Below are 17,059 nucleotides of genomic sequence, written 5' to 3' on the forward strand. Positions count from 1 at the left end.
AGTCGAAACATTGTTAACTATTTGCAGATAAATATAATACAAGCATAATACAAGCATAATACATTATAATATACATAGAAACCCTAATACTTACATTAGCACTAATTACTCTACGTTGGGAGCCTTAAATAATGAGCAAAGGAAAAGACTTCATAAAACAGGAAATTTTAAAGTACGGACATGTCCCTTTCAATACATACGAAGAAAGCTTTGGATCTTATAAACGATTTATAGGCGATGCTGCCAAAAAACATAATCTTACTTATAAACAGGTGAAAGGCAAGAAATTTTCCTATCTGTTAGCGGGAGGTAAACAAGTAGGGAAGTTTACAGGTTTGAAACCCCCTTCCACAGGCAGTATCGCCTCTCAAATCTGCAACGACAAATTCAGACTTGAGAATTTTCTGAGAAAAATGCAGTTGCCTGTTTTGACCTCTCAGAATATTTTTGAGAAATCCCATGCCTACGAATTGATAAACAATGATCATTCACATAATTATGTACTAAAGCCTGTCGGCCTTGCCGGAGGAGACGGCATAGAGTTGAACATTGATTCGGCAAATTTTTCTGAAGCATGGGACAACAGCATCAAGATACAAAAAGAGAAAAATATTGCACAGCCTTCCTGCATAGTACAGCCTTATGTCAACGGGTTCGATATTAGAATAAGCATCATCGAGGGCAGATTCGTTTCTGCTTTGTTGAGGCTGCCCCCAAATATTATCGGAGATGGTGAACAATCAATTGAAGCGTTGATTGGCCAAAAGAACAAGATCAGAGCTATGACGCCCTACTTTAGAAATAAGTTGATACCCATTGATTTGAAACTGGAAAACCGACTGGCAGAGGATGGCTTAGACATTGACAGTGTTCCTCATAAAGGGGAAGTCCTAATCCTGAATGATATCTCAAACCTGACACTTGGCGGTGACAGCATCGATGTGACTGACGAGGTTTCTGATGATATAAAGCAGGCCGCCCTGGAAGCTACAGCTGCGATTCCCGAGCTGTACTCCGCCGGTGTTGATATGATGAGTGAAGACTTCAGAAACGGTGGAGGGCAGATTCTTGAGATAAATACGAACGCAAACTATACAATGCACCATGTTCCATTGAAAGGGGAACCGAAATACCCGTTTGACATCCTTGTTCAATCCATCCTGATAAAACACAAAACGGGGAACGGGCTATCTTTAACGGAAGAAGAAACAAAGATTTTAAAAGAGATTACCCGGTTCAATATGCTTAAATCGAAAAAGATGACCAGTATTTTTGAACTGACGAACATATAAAAACACCTTTCAAATCAAGGTCGGCCGACCCCTCTGATTTGAAAGGAAATCTTTTTGCTTCATTCCTCGCACTATCTTATGAAGCGGGAAAGCTCTTCTGTATTATTTTCCCACAGAAACTTTTCATTGAGAAGCTTTTTGGCATTCTCCCTGAATTGTGCCTCAAGTTCATAGTTCCCTTTGATTTTTATAATCGCTTCTACAATTTGTTCAGACGATCCTTTTTCAACAGCAATTCCCACATCATTATCATTTATCAATGCGTTTGTAAAACCGCCCAGGTTTGTCACCACCGGCACCCCACATCCAATGCCATCAATCACCTTTCCCGGGAGTACATTAAGAAAAACGTCAGTTTCTTTCAACAATGATAATTGCACATTGTGCTGCCTTATCAGATGGAGGCACTCATCCCTGGTCTTTTCACCATAAACATTTATATACTTGAAATTGTTATCTTCAATGAATTCTTTAAATTCAGGTGCATTCGCTCCATAAGCTATAATATTGAAATGTATCTGTTCTTTTTCCAGAAGTTCCGAGACTTCGGTCAACTGGTGGTAACTTTGTGCATGACCAATATTCCCGGTATATATAACTTTAAAATCACTGCTTGGAGGATGAAAATCTATTTCTCCATTGTTAAATGCATTAGGTAGGAAAAATATCGGTTTCCCGGGTGTCATGCTCAATATATGTTCTCTGAACCCTTCATTATTAATGACAATTTTATCCGCCTTCTTATACATCCGCTTTTCTAAAAATTTCAGTGTTCCCCAAAAGCGGTCTACAGGCAGTTTTTCAATATCCTTAACGCTATCAGGCCATAAGTCTCTGATCTCCAAGACCTTTGTCACAGAACTTATTTGCTTTTGGAAAAAGAATGTAGCCCAGGGAAGGAAAATGTTTGGCGAAGTAACATAGATGACATCGAATTCTCTCTGATAACTCTTGATGAAATGCCTTACTTTGTAAGCTAACTCCAAATAATAACCGACTCGGGAATACATGCTCTTGGATTGCTTGTCAATTCTCATTGGTATCCTCAAAATATCATTGGAGTGCGTTATCTCATCATCATTCCAATACTTTTCATCATTATACATCCGTTCATTCGGATAGCTCGGAATCGTTGTGACAACCTTCACATCATGTTTCTTGGAAAGTTGAATATATAAATTTTTAAACCTGTTTGCACCTGAGCCGATCTCCGGATAGAAATTTTGAGTAATTAGTAGTATTTTCATAAAAACCCTAACTTATCTGATATTTTTTAAAGATTAATGACCTGGAAGAACACTCCGAACAATGCCAGTAGAAAAAGTATGAAGGCAGGGACTAGACTTGATATTGGCGCTTTATCCTTCTTAGGTTTTGACCTTCTTGATTTTTCTTTCTGTTTTTCCATCATTTTTTCTTTATATTGTAATTGCTCATCTTTGGTAAGCAGTTTATATTCGTTGATAAATTCATTATAGCTTTCAACAATGGGCAATGCATCACCAAATTCCTTCATCTCACCATATTGGATCCAGACAGCTTTGTTACACATCTTCTCAACCTGTCCCGCAGAATGCGAGACAAAGAAAATTGTTTTGCCCTGTTTTTGAAAGTCTTTCATCCTGTCCAGACATTTATCCGCAAAGGTGGAATCCCCGACTGATAATGCTTCATCCACGATAAGTACATCAGGGTCTGTATGAATTGCAATTGCAAAACCCAGGCGGGACCGCATTCCACTGGAGTAGGATTTTATCGGCTGTTCAATGTACTCCCCGAGTTCACTGAAATCCACTATGTCGTCATACTTATCTTTGATCTCAGATCTAGACATGCCATGCATCAGGCACTTCATACGTATATTCTCTTCACCGGTGAGGTCCTGGTTCAGCCCTGCATTGATTGCGATCAATGAGCTTTTACCATTAATATCTATCGAACCAGAAGTTGGAACCGTCACTTCACCAAGCAGATCAGATAAAGTTGTTTTGCCAGATCCATTCAAACCGATAATCCCTACTGAATCTCCTGACTGCACTTCGAAATCTATATTCCTTAATGCGTAAAAAGTCTTTTCCTTATAGAGATGCCCTAAAGTAAACAAGGACATTATTTTTGACAGCTTGCTTCTGTTGAGGTCATAGACTTTAGATACATTTTCAACTTTGACTTTATAATCCATTTTAATCGTCCTTACCGGTTTAATAAGATAATTTTTACCAAGATATTGTATAAAGCTGTTTCATGACCATGGTAACGCCCTAAACTCATTTATTGCTCTGTATAAACTGCTCTTCTATAGGTAATCAACCAATTTATCCCTGAAACGGTAATGGACGTTGACCCCTACGTAAAACAGGAATAATGTGATCGACCAGAAATAGATGTGGTCAGACATACCACCGTACAATGGTGCTTCCTGCAGTACAAGAGCAGTTCTGAAGTTCATTACCAAATACGCAAAAGGATTGAATGCTGAGATTGTTTGCATCAATCCAGGTGATTCATTTAGTGCCCAGAAAATCGGTGTTACAAAGAAGAACATGCGAATGACATTCTGCAGAATATTCTTCATATCCCTTATCAGGATTACTAGCGTAGACATGATCAGGCCGATTGCAGTTGTGATGGCTACTGACGCAAAGAGGAAATAGAAAAAGCCCAGATAATGCAGTGGTGATGAATAGCCATTTGCGAGACTTATGAACAGTACAATTGCTGAAGTGATAAACAAGTTGATCACGTTGTTGACAATCGCCACAGAAATAAGAGTGCTCGATGGAAATTTCATCTTTGTCACCAGGCTCAACTGTCCCTGAATGGCGGCAGAAGCCGCATTTATATTACCGGAGATGAAAAGCCATGGGAACAGCCCTGTTATCAGGTGTACGATGAATGGCAGCTCACCGACATCCCCCCTGTCACCTCTCAAGCCCAGTCCGAAAACCACATAGTAAAGACCAACCTGCATTGCAGGCTGGAGAATATTCCAGAAGAGGCCAAGGTAATGATTTGCATATTGGGATTTCAAACTGTATATCGTCAGGCCGAAGATCAGCCTTCTATGTATCCACTGTTCTTTTAAAAAGTTAAATAAATTATTCATTATGATGCCTCAGTCCACAAAAACTATATTTATAACCTATTTATTGTACCATTATTTCATGTGTGTGCATATTACCCTATTCGTACCAAAAATGATATTTTCATTCTACCAATCACACATTAGTAATGCGAATTATTACAATCTTATTACATATAAATTTTTACAATTATTTTATACTTTTCCCGAACAATATCAGTTAAACTTATAATAAGTAAGCTAATAGGAGGCTAACATAAATTCAAATGAAAAATTCCAAATTCTTATTTGTTCCCATGCTCGCCACTTCCGTATTCCTTTTCACCCCTTCAACAGCCAGTGCTGAGGAAGGCGCTGAGAGTACAGCCGATACCAACACTGAAGAAAATGCAGAAAATCCTCAATTGGATGATAAGAATACATATGATGGCCAAACTTCTGTACAGCAGCCACAAGTTTCTGAAACAGGAAGCGAAGATGAGAGTGTTGAAAGTGCCGAAAACCAGCAGTTTGATGAACTTCCATCCAAAACATCACAGCAGAATAATCCAACAGAGGAAACTTCAGCACTGCCGGGGAATAACAGTGATTCAGATAACACTGTTGAGGCAGTAGAGGAAACCACTGAAGCTCTTGATTCATCTGAAGAAGCAGGACAGGGAATATCAGACGGACCTGTAGACAAAGAATCGTCGGCAGATGACACTGAAGAAACTGTTTCTGAAAAAGAACAGGATCATGACCAAAAGGTCAATACAGCCGATGCCCCTGTAAGCGAGAATACTGAGGAAGAATCCGCGGCAAATGAAACAACAGTCACAGGGGAAGAAAATTCAGATGATCCATCAGAAGAATCCCTCGGTGATGAAAATGAAAACCGGGACACTCCGGACAATTCAGAAGCCAAAGCGCCTGTAACAAAAGATAATGAAGAAACTGTTTCTGAAAAAGAACAGGATCATGACCAAAAGGTCAATACAGCCGATGCCCCTGTAAACAAGGATACTGAGGAAGAATCGACAGTAAATGAAACAACAGTCACCGGGGAAGAAAATACAGATGACTCATCTAAAGAAGTATCCGATGATGAAGACGATTCTGCAGAGAACGACGAACAAAAAAATGACACGGAAACAAATGCTTCCGAAGACGACACTGCAGTTGATGAAGATGAGAAAGAAACGAAAGACGCGGGTATCCATGAAATACAGACACTCAGATTGAGCAGTGACAAGTCAATCAAAATGTATTCTTTTGATACTAAAGCAAAGAACAATAAGCCCGTTGTAACTAAAGCTCAGTATGCTGCCAGATTTACAGACGGCAAGCATTCAGGCCTTTATAGTCCAGTTACAAGCTCTGAAGGAGTCAGTCTGGACTTCATGGATGGCAAGACTGTCTATATCACTCAAAAAGCAGTTCATGATGGGACCACTTACTACCGTGTCCATAAAAACTATGAAGGGGCAATGCAGGGCTGGGTTAAAGAAAAAGACCTCAGATTGTTCCATCTTTCGGATTCCAGAAAGCATACCAAGGACTATGCTGTAAGAAGAGACAACGAATACCTATTGACTAATCCATGGGGAACTGATGAACAGACGGTCAAACGCCTTGATAAATATGATACAAGACTCTTCAGGGCAGAAGATACTCTGAACCTTGGGGCCCTGACTTTCTACTATGGTAAAATCGGTGATGATTACGGCTGGCTGGCTGATTCCAGGCTGAAAGCTGCTTCCTCACCAAAAGTTACCAGGGAAAACTATGCAGCGAAACTTAACACAAGAAAAAATTCCGGGCTCTACAGCCCTGTCACCAGCAGAGAATCGCACAGCCTCAATTTCCTGAAGGACAAAACTTTGTATATTACACAAAAAGCAGACTATAACGGCACAATATTCTATCGCGTCCACCAGAACTATGATGGTGCAATGCAGGGTTGGATTCAGAAGGAAGACCTGGATCTGTGGAGTCTCGGAGAACCGAAAACACACAGGAAAGAGTATTCAATCGCCCGTAAAAATGAATATCTGCTGACAAATCCATGGGGCTCTTCAACCCAGACGGTCAAAAAACTGTCCGCATACGGAAACTCACTATTCAAGGCTGAAAAAGAACTCGACCTTGGGGTCCTGACCTACTATTACGGTAAAATTGGCAATGACTATGGATGGTTGGAAGAAACAAGGATCAAAGACGCTACTCCTGTAGTAACATCTGCAAGGTTTGCTGCTAGAGTGGATAATGGAAATAACTCCGGAATTTACAGTCCTGTAACCAGCAAAACAAGTAAAAAAATGGGTGTCATAGAAGATCAGACACTGTACATCACCCAAAAGGCGACATACAACGGAACAACATTCTACCGTGTCCATTCAAATCTTGGTGGTGCCATGCAGGGATGGATTAAGGAAAAAGACCTTACTCTATACAGACTGACGAATCCAACCAATCACACCAAAAAATATACTGTCGCAAGAAAGAACGACTATCTTTTGACTAACCCATGGGGAACTTCATATCAAAGAGTTTCACAACTGAGCAAATACGGCAATCAGGTATTCCAGGCACAGAAATCATTAAAATTGGGGCTCCTGACTTTCCATTACGGTAAGATCGGGAATGATTATGGATGGATCCAGGATAACAGACTGAAGGAATACACACCGGTTGCGCCATCCCCTTCCGTCAAAACAGTAAAATATAATCAGTCATTCAACCAGGTCCTGAACACCCAAATGAACTTAAGATCCAAACCCCAGGCATGGGTTTCCGGCGGTGGCTGGAGAAATGCGACAAGAAGTGAAGTTGCAAACTTCCTTGATACATCCCACCAAACTTCAGAAACCTGGATGTACACTTTCCTGGATCTTGATCGTTCACAGAACATTGCCAGCTCAACAATCAACAGTAAACTGCTAAACGGAAAAGGCACTCTGAATAAACAGGGCAGTGCATTCCTTAATGCTTCAAAAACACATGGCATCAACGAAGTTTACCTGATATCGCATGCTTTGCATGAAACCGGGAACGGCACAAGTACACTTGCCCAGGGTGTCAGGCTTGATTCCAATGGCAACATCTCCTCCAGCGGCAAAAAATATTACAATATGTACGGGATTGCCGCATATGATCACAATGCTGTACTGGCAGGAGCACGTTACGCTCAGCAGATGGGCTGGGATACTCCTGCAAAAGCAATAGTCGGCGGGGCACGATTCATATCCCAAAGCTACTTCAACAGGGGTCAGACCACGCTCTATTCCATGAGATGGAATCCGGCAAGCCCCGGCACTTACCAATATGCCACTGATGTGAACTGGGCATATGCAACTGCGCAGAACTTGAGAAACTACTACAGGCAGCTCGGCATACGCGGACAGTACTACACAAAACATATCTTTTAAATTGAAAAGCCATGGGGCATGTTGTTTTGACACACCCTATGGCTTTTTCTACTTGAATGCACAATATAACCTTGCGGCGGATTGCCAGGAAGTATTTTTATAATCCTTATCATAAGTGATATTGATCAGTATAGGGCCTTCTGAAATATCCAGGAGAATTTCCTTATTCATATCCAGAACATCATACTCCTTGTAAAATCCATTACCTTTCATAATCACTTTAATCCTTCCCCGACCGTTTTCATTAGAATAGGTGCTTTTCAGCCCAAGTCTACTCTGTTCCCTGTCATTTGAGATGATGAATTCATAGTTTTTTGAGGCAAACGCCTTTTCATCAGACGGCTGCAAGTAAAACCTCCCCTTCTGCCTTTCAACAACTGACTCGCTGGGATTATATTCTACAAAAATCTCCTCTTTGACCTCTATCTTGTCTTTAACATCTTTAAGAAATTCCAAGCCGATGTCATGGTATTTGTTTATGCCGAAATGGAGAAGCAGCGGCCAATAATTATCAATGATCAACTTATAAAGGTTGAAGTCTTTTCTTTCCTTGAGGGCTGGCTGTTGTATAAGGTCGATCATTTTTCTTGAATTCGTGAATATGAATTCCTCAGTTTCAGGATCAGTCTCCAATGTCAGTGCACTGTGCCAATTTCCCATCCTGGATTCCAGGTGGAACAGGTCGAAGTAGTGACGGTTGAGCGTAACCCCTTCAGTAACCAGATTCCTTTCAAAATACTTTGGTGCTTCCTCATCAAGTTTATATAACTTTTTGAATGCTACAGAAAGCCCATGGATACATTTCTCATAAAATTTTAAGTCATCACTTTTGTTATCCAGCTCTTCCGGGAAATCCGCCTTCCCCATTCCAAACACGGTCGATTTGATATGAAGTGCATTGTCAAATTTCCTGTAGTTTCTGTAATAGTTGGCCAATTTGTACGAATGGTTGGAATAGAGTACATTTTCATTTTCTTCGATGAAACGTTCATCCGGTTCAAATTCGTCCAGATTGAAGATTGTATGGTTCCAGGCAAGGTTCATCTGCATCTGACCAGTGATTTTATCATCATTTGAATATATCAATTTTGCCAGTTCGGTTTTAAGCTTCCTTTGAGACCTTGTATATGTCATATATTCAATGTCATCGCTCAGTTCCCTGGTCAGCGCAGCTGAAACCCGGGAATCCACCCCACCGGTCATACTTAGGAATTTGTATTGCTGATTTTTCCTCAGCCATTTTATACTGTTGTCCAGATAGTCTTTCATTTCACTGAATGTATATCTTGGGGTTCTTTCTTTTAATTCGGTTCTTGGATATATCCTTTCAAATTCAAAAGTATTCAACTCTAACGAGAGACTGGGATTGAATTTGAAAATATCATGGAATCTAGTGAAGTCCAGCTCATTATGATTGAACTTGGATCTCCTGTCCAAATGAACCCCGTAATCCGACAGAAGATCCTTGAGCATTACGTCATGAGAGGCAAGCACTTTTGAAGATCTATGGTACACAAGCGGTCTCAGTTGTGATGCATCTGAATATAGATGTGTTCCTTCCGTATTATGAATAATAATGAAATACCGGCCATTGATGTACTCTAATTCTTCCACTGCATCAACTGACGTCAGTAAATTGTTCAGAATTTCATGTTCGGTAAGATTTGGATTCCTGATATCAAAAGCATACCCTGCCAATACTGCAGTGCCGGAATCAACAGACTTTGTATGAACTGTTAATTCGTTGGAAAAGTAAAACAGATATTCTCCTATTTCCATTTGCGCAGCATCTTCCACACTTTGCACTTTAAGATTATTAGGGACTAGTAAATACCCTTTCCTGTAATTGCTGGATTTGAAAATCATAATGTCAGTACAGCTCCTTGAAGTTGTTATTTGCGGCTTTCCATAAATTGATTTACCGCCAATCTTTGTTTTCGTTCAAAAAAATTGAAATAGTTCGATAGGATCTCCTCTTTATTTTCAATTTCATAGCCATTATCGGTGTTGTTCAAATATTGATCACGCACTATTGTCGCATCAATGAAATATTCAATGGCCTTTGAAGGCTTTCCGTATGTCGGATACTTCGTCAATGATAACAGGGGAAACGCATTGACTTCGATGATTTTAGGTGTTGTATCATCGAACCCTTTGATCATGATATCAATCCCGCCGCAATTCATTCCTGGCAGCGCTGCCAAAGCATCCAATGCTGTTTCTTTGATTTCCTCGGAAACCAGGTCGGAAATATCCACAATTTCCCCGCCGTTTGCCAAGTTGGAAACTGAAAGCAGCAGTACATGTTCATCTTTCGCCGGTACACTATCGTAGCTGTACCCGGACTTCTCTAAAAACGATTCAATCACTTTGGTTTTTTGGATCGGGTATTTACTCAGGAATCCGCACTGTTTCTTCTGTTCATTTTTCTCGTCAATCAATTCTTCTATGGTACTCTGTCCATCACCGGTGACATTACCGGGAAGCCTGGTCATGACTGAAACGGCCTTGCCTTCGAGTATAGTCACTCTGACCTCGAACCCTTCTATGTATTCCTGTACAAGAATATGTTTTCCTTTGCGTTTACTCTTTTTGATGATATTTGAACACAACTTCCAATAATGTTCAAAAGTATCCGCAGTCACATTGGAATATACACCTTTGCTGAGTGCGAGATTAAGCGGTTTAATGACAATATCGCCTGCGAAGGAAAGCGCTTCTTTTTTTGCTGTTGCCAGCTGATCCAATGTATATTTCTTTGAGTTCGTAGTCGGCACTCCGGCAGCCTTCAAATACTTTTCTGTCTCGAACTTATTCCTTGCGATACTGAAACTCAATCTGGAATTGGTCGGATAATAAGGATTTTTCACTCCTGCAATCTTCGAATTGTCCTGCCTCAGCAAATTGGCCGACATGAATCCCGTATCCAGTTTTTCATATTCATAATTGAATCCGTTATCCTTCATATAGTCCTTATACATTGCCACATTTTCAATTTCGATATCCTCTGGATATATGTTTCTTTCTGTATACGGAATATTGTTGTACAAATACTCCAGATCACTGCTTTTCATTATAACGTTCCACCTTTGTCTCTCTTTTACTAAACGTCTTACCTGAACTTCCTGTACACCCGCTTCAACACTTCCTTCTCATTATCCCAGTTATACTTCTCTTTTGCCTGTTTCGTGTTTTCTCGGAATTTTTGTCGCAGTGCGTCGTCGTCCACAAGCGTCTGTATGGCATCTTTCAGCTGCCTGGTGCTCTCGGGCTCGACTGTGAGTCCGACCTGCTCCCCTTCGATTACGGCCTCTATCTCGGGCAGTCTGGAACCGATGACGGGTACATGCGCCATGATGTACTCGAACAGCTTGTTGCTAGAGGCGGAATAGTGATTGAAGTTCGTGTTCTCCAGGAACTGGATGCCGATGTCGGCGGCTTTTGTATAGCGCCTGAGTTCTTTATAGGGAACCCTCTGGATGAAATGGACTTTGTGTCCGATTCCGATCTCCTTATGGTAATTGATGAGGTTGGGCCTTTCCTTACCGTCGCCGATCATGATGAGTCTGGCACCTTCTGTGTCTTTGAAGGCATCGAGCAGTTTGAACAGTCCCCTGCCCTCCTGCATGCCGCCCTGGTAGAGGACGATTTTCTCACTTTGAGGTATATCGAATTCCTGTTTCAGCGGATACGCTTCGACGTCATTTATGTCATAGTACTCCGAATAGTTGTGTACGGGTGTCGGGCGTTTTTTGTACAGCCTCCTGTGGTAGTCGGCCCGTGTGTCGTTCTCGACGATGACCTGGTCGACGAACTTGAGCAGGAACTTCTCTATCCTGTATATCTTCTCAAAGCTGTAGTGCGTCCGGCTGGTCTGCACTTCATGGGAATCGTAGATCAGCGGCTTTTGGTCCCGCCTCAGTTTTGCCCCCGCAATCCCCTGCAACAGTGTGTTCAGATCGTGTGAATGGTAGACATCCGCATCCTGGCGTCTGCCGAGTGCCATCATCTTGAGCATCGTGAGCATATTGGGGATGTGTTTGTTCAGGACACCGGATTTTATCTTCCTTTGCATGAACTTTGGCAGTTCGAGTTTCAGGGGCCGGTTGACGATGACTCCGGGGTAGACGGTCTCGGCTGACGCCAGATGCAGTTCGTCCATCTCCTTTTTGGCGATGACTGTGACGGCATATCCCATTTCTGTAAGCGCGGTGGCTTCCCTCAGCACGCGCGCATCGTTTACAAAGTTGTTCCAGACGAACATCGTTATTTGCTTCATACTGCACCTCTATCGTTTTCATAAAAAATTCAAAATGCTGTAAACATACAATTCCTTGTGATTCACCGCGGTTTTCGGTATCATGGACAACAGTTTTCAAAAATAAATGTAATCGGCATCCATTAATATTTCATTTTGCTCCCGTATCATATTATAATGAAAGTTATGTATAAAGTCATTACATCTAAATCCAAATTAAAGTAGGTTACTCATTTATGAAAAAATTTCTATACGGTGCGATCATCCTTCTGGTCATCGCCCTGGTTGTCATCGGTGTCTACCTGTTCAACCTGTTCAACGCTTTCCAGAGCGGTGTAGACAGTTCGTACGAAGGGACGGACCGGGAAGGCTCCGAACTGCGTGAAGAGGATATCGACCCTTCGATGGACAGCTTCACGGTGCTCATCCTCGGCGTGGACGAGAATGAAGCCCGCAGTGAGAAGAACAACATGGACACTGATGATTTCCGCACCGACACCATGATGCTCGCGACGTTCGACAAGGAAAACGATGAAGTGAAGCTGACGAGCATCCCGAGGGATACGCTCGCCTACTTCCCTGAACAGAACTATTTCGACAAGATCACCCACGCCCACCGCGAAGGCGGACCGGACAACTCGATGGCGGCGGTGGAATCGCTGCTCAATGTACCGGTCGACTTCTACGTACGTGTGAACATGTCCGCAGTCGTCGATATAGTTGACGCCGTCGGCGGTGTCGAGTTCGATGTGCCGTTCGACATGAAGGAACCGAACTCCAACGATGACGGCTACACTGAACTCGAGGAAGGAAAACAAACGCTTAACGGCGAAGAGGCCCTTGCCGTCGTCCGGAGCCGCCGTGTGGATACGGACCTCGGCCGCGGACAGAGGCAGCTCGAAATGGTCGAAGCCATACTCAGCAGGGCCAAATCAACCGGCGCACTGACGAAACTGGATGATCTGATCAAGGTGGTTGCGGACAATACGAAGCACAACATGGAAGCCAAGACGATCAGGAGCCTTGCGGCCTACTACTCGACGAACGATCTGGAATTCAATCCTACGCAAATACGCGGCAGCGACTACTGGAACCCGGGCAACGGCGCCTATTTCTACTGGGCCAACGAGGAGCATCTCTATACGATCTCCAAGACGCTCCGGGAAACACTCGGCCTCGAGGAACCGGAACCGTATGACCTGATCAATGTCCGGCTGATGGATTACATCACGCCGTATCAGTACGTGGATGATTATTACCTCGAGGAATTCGAACCACAACAGCCGGCGTACTTCATGCAGGAGGGCTACGAGCCGCAGTTCGGCGACGGCTTCGACATCCCTGAATCCAATCCTGAAGAGAGCATAGAGGGCGAAGATGATCCTGACGCAGTGCCCGGAGGCGGACAGGAGCCGGAGGAATCTTCAGAGGAACCGACCGGCGAAACGGTGCCTGAAGAATCTTCAGAGGAATATTACGATGACGGCGCAGGCCAGAATAACGGCCAGGGAGGCCAATTTGATGAACAGCCGGCCACAGAAGAGTACAATGGAGGCACAGGCGGATTCGAAGGCGAAAATCGTTCTTATAACGGAGTTTAGGAGCTGATTTCTATGAGAAAGACGTATGATAAGGAGACGAACATCAACGAGATGTTCGACTACCTTGAAGACCAGATTAAAAACAGCGGCCGTCCGAAGATCGAGGATGGGTATTTCTATCTCAACCATGAGCACAAGGAGATGTACCTCTCCATCAAGGGATACTTCAGCGAGTCGCTCGTGAACCCCGAAGTGGACGGCGCCTGCTATATCCTGGCCATTCCGGAGATCTACAAAAATGTCGACATTTTCGAGCTGACGTTTCCGATGGACTGGGTGAAGAACGAGGACGGCCGCCTCTCTGAGTCATTCAAGCAGCTGAAGCCGCACATGCAGTACATTGCGCTTGCTGCGGCGGAGGCGAGCAACATCCGCTTCAACACACAGCCCGCCCTGTCGCTCGGCCTCAACTACTGGAACCTCGAGCAGCTGAAGACATTCTGGCAGTTCACGGCAATCCGCCGCAAAAATGCAATGTAGAGGTGAAGCAATGGAAATAACAGTTGCAGAATCAAAAGAACTTTACGAAGAGTGCCTGGAAATCCGCAAACGCGTATTCGTCGAGGAACAGAATGTACCGCTTGACCGGGAGATCGACGAACATGAAGATTTCTCAACGCATATACTTCTAAGAGACGACACGCCGCTCGGCACCGTCAGGTACCGCCCATTATCCAAGGAGACCATCAAGGTGGAGCGCATGGCCGTCCTGCCGGAGGCCCGCGGCATGAAGCTCGGGCGCAGGCTCATGGATTTCGTCCATGAACACGCCGGCCACTACGGTTATGAGAAAGCGCGGCTCGGCGCACAGACCCATGCCGCCGACTTCTACGAAAAGCTGGGATACAAGGTAGTATCCGATGAATTCGAGGATGCGGGCATTCCGCACGTATATATGGAACGCAGTATATGAAAAGAGGAGAACCCGCTATACCGGGTTCTCCTCTTTTTGTGTAATTTTCTCCAGATTCTCTTTTATCGCCTCAAGATCATTGAGTTCGTTGCAGATGATGTTATCATTTTGTTCACTGCATATGTCAGCAAGGGTACTCCCGGGCTCATACTGCACCCATATTTTCGAGCCGGAGCCGATGTAGTCACTGAACTTCGACGGCAGATACGGGTTCCGCCTTTTGTACACGCCCGTCCGTGCATCACTCAGCATGAGGTAGTCGAATTCCTTTGATGCACTCAGGAATTCGAAGTATCTGAGGTACGGGTTCACCTCGACGATATCCTTCAGGCCGTCAGAGAATATCTGGCTCTTCACCTGCCGGGTGCTGTTGGTGAAGACGTGGAGCTTCACATCGAGTGACTCCGCATTGATGATACGCGCGATGTTCATGATCTCTTCTGCGTTCCTTGTCTCGTAGAAGTTTCCGAAGTAGCCGATGTTGATCTTGTTTTTATCAAGCGCCACATAGTTCTTCTGGTAGTTGTAGTATTCCGGTGCGAGCGTCGGATGCCGGTCGATGACCGACTTTTGTCTGACCATCTCCTTGAAATCCTCGTCGAAGCGCTCGATCATCGACTCAAGCTGGAGTTCGTTTGTAAATACCAGCTCTTCGGCGAAGAGGAACGGGATGACTTCGGTCATGTTGAACAGGTTGTCATCGAGATATTTCTGGTAGTTGGAGGCGGTGTGCCTCTTTATCTCCTTGATATCCTTTTTTGTATAGAAGCCCGCCTGGCGGATGTTGTTCTTTATATCCCGGTACAGGGGGTCCGAGAATTCGGCGATCCACCTGATGTTCCGGCTTTCCTTGAAGATTTCGTAGGCAAGGACATGTGACGCCGGCCAGAGCGCCCTTGAATAGATCTCCTTGTATCTGTATATATCGAGTTTCTCCATCGCACGTTCGACGAACAGGCTGATGTACTTGCTGTTGGTGAATGAGGACGTGGTATTTATCTCCATGCGATTTGCGATGAAGGGCTCCGACAGGCGCTCGAGTGTGAGGTCCATGCTGCGCACGTCGTACATGTTGTTGTGGATGACGTCGCACGGCTCCCCTGCTTCGACGATGCGTTTGGCCATGACAATGCCGCTTGTATCGGAGTACGGCGGGAAGCAGTAGCTGATATAGAGCCGCTTCGCCAGGTCCTCGTTCATGCGTGCATACGGGAAGTATTCATCCGTGTAGTGCGCCACTTCACCTGCGACAAGTGCGTAGTCTTCCATGTGCTCTTTCAGATACCGGTTCATGAAGCCCGCCTGGGCACGCATGCGGTCGATGATGAGTGTCCGCACTTCCTCATCATCTTCGACTTTGAGGATGTCCTGGAGACGCGCGAGCACCGCAATGCGGTCCGTGATGCTGAACTCGTAATTGGATTTCGAGCGGGAGAGCGAGTTGTCGACCATATGCCTGTAGTATATGGCTTCGTTCGGATTCACTTTGACGATCGGCTTGTGCTCTGAGATGAGCTGCATATAGAGCAGCACGTCCTCGCCGTTGTTCAGTGTCTCGTCGAACTTCGTCTTTTTCAAAAGGTGCGTCGGCAGCACCTTGCCGCCGTTCAACGACAGGTTTTTGACGACACTGTAGTAGCTCTCCGGAAAGGTTTCCTGCCCCGTGAGCTCGCGGTTGATATGGTTGGCACCGCCGTCCGGTTTCTGCCCTTTCACGTCATACAGCCGGTTGAGCAGTATGGTGAACGGTTCGCATGCCCCGAGGGAGTTTTCCAGGTAGTCCGCCGATATCGTGTCGTCGGAATCCAGGAAGGCGATGTTCGAATAGGAGGCATTGTCGATGCCCGCGTTCCTCGCCCGGCTCACACCCTGTTCTGTATAGATCACTCTGTACTGCTTCTTTGTTTCGAGCGAATTGAATATCTCCTCGGTCCGCCCGTATTCCCCGTTGAAGATGATGATGACCTCGAACTGCTCACGCTCCAGTGTCTGTGCCTCGAGCGAGTCGATCAGCCGCTCGATGTATTCCTCGCCGCGGTGGACGGGGATGACGACACTGATGCCTTCGGATAAAGGGAATTCATGGCTTTCAGGCCGGCCGGCCGGTCTTTTTCCCAGAGTGATGGCACGTTTTTGTTCTTCAATTTCCTGCAATCTCTTTCGAATGTTAAGTTCAGCCATTTTATCCCTACTTCTTCATCATCTTTTTCGCCTTCAGAGCGGCTTTTATCGGCAGGAACTCCTTGTATTTCTGGAGCTCCCGGTTCAATCGGGCATTGTCATTTTTCAGAGCCGACATTTCCTGGTCAATTATTTTGAACTCACTGAGTACGCGCTCCTCCTGCTCCAGGCTCTCGAGGGCGATTTTCTTCAATTCTTCATAACTCAACTGGTCCATATTGACTCACTTCCATCCTTTTTTGGCATCCAGGTGCCATATTGCAGGTTCAGTATAATACACGCACATTAATATTCGATTAAAATTTCCGGTCAATCCGGGGAA

The 17,059-nt window shown here is 44.4% G+C and carries 13 protein-coding genes; 5 read left to right on the forward strand and 8 right to left on the reverse strand.

Going from position 1 to position 17,059, the window contains the following annotated elements; translation table 11 throughout:
• Positions 1-131 precede the first annotated feature (131 nt).
• Positions 132-1,292: an ATP-grasp domain-containing protein gene (locus WN59_RS10250; protein ID WP_046516840.1), complete on the forward strand. Its 1,161-nt coding sequence runs from the start codon at positions 132-134 to the stop codon at positions 1,290-1,292.
• Between the two features lie 71 nt (positions 1,293-1,363).
• Here the strand turns inward: WN59_RS10250 and WN59_RS10255 are convergent, their stop codons facing one another.
• The 3 genes from WN59_RS10255 to WN59_RS10265 all read right to left on the reverse strand — a co-directional run bounded on the left by WN59_RS10255 (position 1,364) and on the right by WN59_RS10265 (position 4,398).
• A complete protein-coding gene (locus tag WN59_RS10255) occupies positions 1,364-2,539 on the reverse strand; it encodes a glycosyltransferase family 4 protein (protein WP_017548099.1) in 1,176 nt (391 codons plus the stop codon).
• A gap of 26 nt (positions 2,540-2,565) precedes the next feature.
• Positions 2,566-3,474 (reverse strand): ABC transporter ATP-binding protein, encoded by a 909-nt coding sequence (locus WN59_RS10260; protein WP_046516845.1) that lies wholly within the window; start codon positions 3,472-3,474, stop codon positions 2,566-2,568.
• 114 nt (positions 3,475-3,588) lie between these two features.
• Positions 3,589-4,398 (reverse strand): ABC transporter permease, encoded by an 810-nt coding sequence (locus WN59_RS10265; RefSeq protein ID WP_046516849.1) that lies wholly within the window; start codon positions 4,396-4,398, stop codon positions 3,589-3,591.
• 242 nt (positions 4,399-4,640) lie between these two features.
• On the opposite strand from WN59_RS10265, the gene WN59_RS10270 reads away from it, so the two are divergent.
• Positions 4,641-7,784 (forward strand): GW dipeptide domain-containing protein, encoded by a 3,144-nt coding sequence (locus WN59_RS10270; protein WP_046516853.1) that lies wholly within the window; start codon positions 4,641-4,643, stop codon positions 7,782-7,784.
• 48 nt (positions 7,785-7,832) lie between these two features.
• Here WN59_RS10270 and WN59_RS10275 read toward each other — a convergent pair whose 3' ends face one another.
• From WN59_RS10275 to WN59_RS10285, 3 genes are all read right to left on the reverse strand, one after another.
• The gene (locus WN59_RS10275) at positions 7,833-9,563 is read right to left on the reverse strand and encodes a hypothetical protein (protein ID WP_231577214.1); all 1,731 of its coding nucleotides are present in this window, start codon (positions 9,561-9,563) and stop codon (positions 7,833-7,835) included.
• Between the two features lie 113 nt (positions 9,564-9,676).
• Positions 9,677-10,858, reverse strand: coding sequence for an ATP-grasp domain-containing protein (locus WN59_RS10280; RefSeq protein WP_046516863.1), 1,182 nt, complete (start codon positions 10,856-10,858; stop codon positions 9,677-9,679).
• 38 nt (positions 10,859-10,896) lie between these two features.
• Positions 10,897-12,063, reverse strand: a complete 1,167-nt coding sequence (locus WN59_RS10285; protein WP_046516867.1) for a glycosyltransferase family 4 protein — start codon at positions 12,061-12,063, stop codon at positions 10,897-10,899.
• A 215-nt stretch (positions 12,064-12,278) separates the two neighbouring features.
• Here WN59_RS10285 and WN59_RS10290 point away from each other — a divergent pair, with 215 nt between their 5' ends.
• Genes WN59_RS10290 through WN59_RS10300 form a run of 3 tightly spaced genes read left to right on the forward strand, consistent with a single transcriptional unit; the run spans position 12,279 to position 14,556 of the window.
• Positions 12,279-13,643, forward strand: coding sequence for an LCP family protein (locus tag WN59_RS10290; RefSeq protein ID WP_046516871.1), 1,365 nt, complete (start codon positions 12,279-12,281; stop codon positions 13,641-13,643).
• Positions 13,644-13,655: 12 nt separating this feature from the next.
• A complete protein-coding gene (locus WN59_RS10295; protein ID WP_046516875.1) occupies positions 13,656-14,123 on the forward strand; it encodes a DUF2538 family protein in 468 nt (155 codons plus the stop codon).
• Positions 14,124-14,133: 10 nt separating this feature from the next.
• On the forward strand, positions 14,134-14,556 hold the full coding sequence (locus WN59_RS10300) for a GNAT family N-acetyltransferase (RefSeq protein ID WP_046516878.1): 423 nt from the start codon (positions 14,134-14,136) through the stop codon (positions 14,554-14,556).
• Between the two features lie 15 nt (positions 14,557-14,571).
• On the opposite strand, the gene WN59_RS10305 is transcribed toward WN59_RS10300, so the two are convergent.
• The gene (locus WN59_RS10305; protein ID WP_082099251.1) at positions 14,572-16,737 is read right to left on the reverse strand and encodes a glycosyltransferase; all 2,166 of its coding nucleotides are present in this window, start codon (positions 16,735-16,737) and stop codon (positions 14,572-14,574) included.
• 7 nt (positions 16,738-16,744) lie between these two features.
• A complete protein-coding gene (locus tag WN59_RS10310) occupies positions 16,745-16,954 on the reverse strand; it encodes a hypothetical protein (protein WP_017548088.1) in 210 nt (69 codons plus the stop codon).
• Positions 16,955-17,059: the final 105 nt, after the last annotated feature.

This window comes from Salinicoccus sediminis, assembly GCF_000986795.1.
Classification (GTDB): Bacteria; Bacillota; Bacilli; order Staphylococcales; family Salinicoccaceae; genus Salinicoccus; species Salinicoccus sediminis.

What these genes read in the sequence shown, in the direction of transcription:
- WN59_RS10250 (WP_046516840.1), top strand. Translation starts at nt 132, where the DNA reads ATGAGCAAAGGAAAAGACTTCATAAAACAGGAAATTTTAAAGTACGGA.
- WN59_RS10290 (WP_046516871.1), top strand. Translation starts at nt 12,279, where the DNA reads ATGAAAAAATTTCTATACGGTGCGATCATCCTTCTGGTCATCGCCCTG.
- WN59_RS10270 (WP_046516853.1), top strand. Translation starts at nt 4,641, where the DNA reads ATGAAAAATTCCAAATTCTTATTTGTTCCCATGCTCGCCACTTCCGTA.
- WN59_RS10275 (WP_231577214.1), bottom strand. Translation starts at nt 9,563, where the DNA reads ATGGAAATAGGAGAATATCTGTTTTACTTTTCCAACGAATTAACAGTT.
- WN59_RS10255 (WP_017548099.1), bottom strand. Translation starts at nt 2,539, where the DNA reads ATGAAAATACTACTAATTACTCAAAATTTCTATCCGGAGATCGGCTCA.
- WN59_RS10260 (WP_046516845.1), bottom strand. Translation starts at nt 3,474, where the DNA reads ATGGATTATAAAGTCAAAGTTGAAAATGTATCTAAAGTCTATGACCTC.
- WN59_RS10300 (WP_046516878.1), top strand. Translation starts at nt 14,134, where the DNA reads ATGGAAATAACAGTTGCAGAATCAAAAGAACTTTACGAAGAGTGCCTG.
- WN59_RS10310 (WP_017548088.1), bottom strand. Translation starts at nt 16,954, where the DNA reads ATGGACCAGTTGAGTTATGAAGAATTGAAGAAAATCGCCCTCGAGAGC.
- WN59_RS10295 (WP_046516875.1), top strand. Translation starts at nt 13,656, where the DNA reads ATGAGAAAGACGTATGATAAGGAGACGAACATCAACGAGATGTTCGAC.
- WN59_RS10265 (WP_046516849.1), bottom strand. Translation starts at nt 4,398, where the DNA reads ATGAATAATTTATTTAACTTTTTAAAAGAACAGTGGATACATAGAAGG.
- WN59_RS10285 (WP_046516867.1), bottom strand. Translation starts at nt 12,063, where the DNA reads ATGAAGCAAATAACGATGTTCGTCTGGAACAACTTTGTAAACGATGCG.
- WN59_RS10305 (WP_082099251.1), bottom strand. Translation starts at nt 16,737, where the DNA reads ATGGCTGAACTTAACATTCGAAAGAGATTGCAGGAAATTGAAGAACAA.
- WN59_RS10280 (WP_046516863.1), bottom strand. Translation starts at nt 10,858, where the DNA reads ATGAAAAGCAGTGATCTGGAGTATTTGTACAACAATATTCCGTATACA.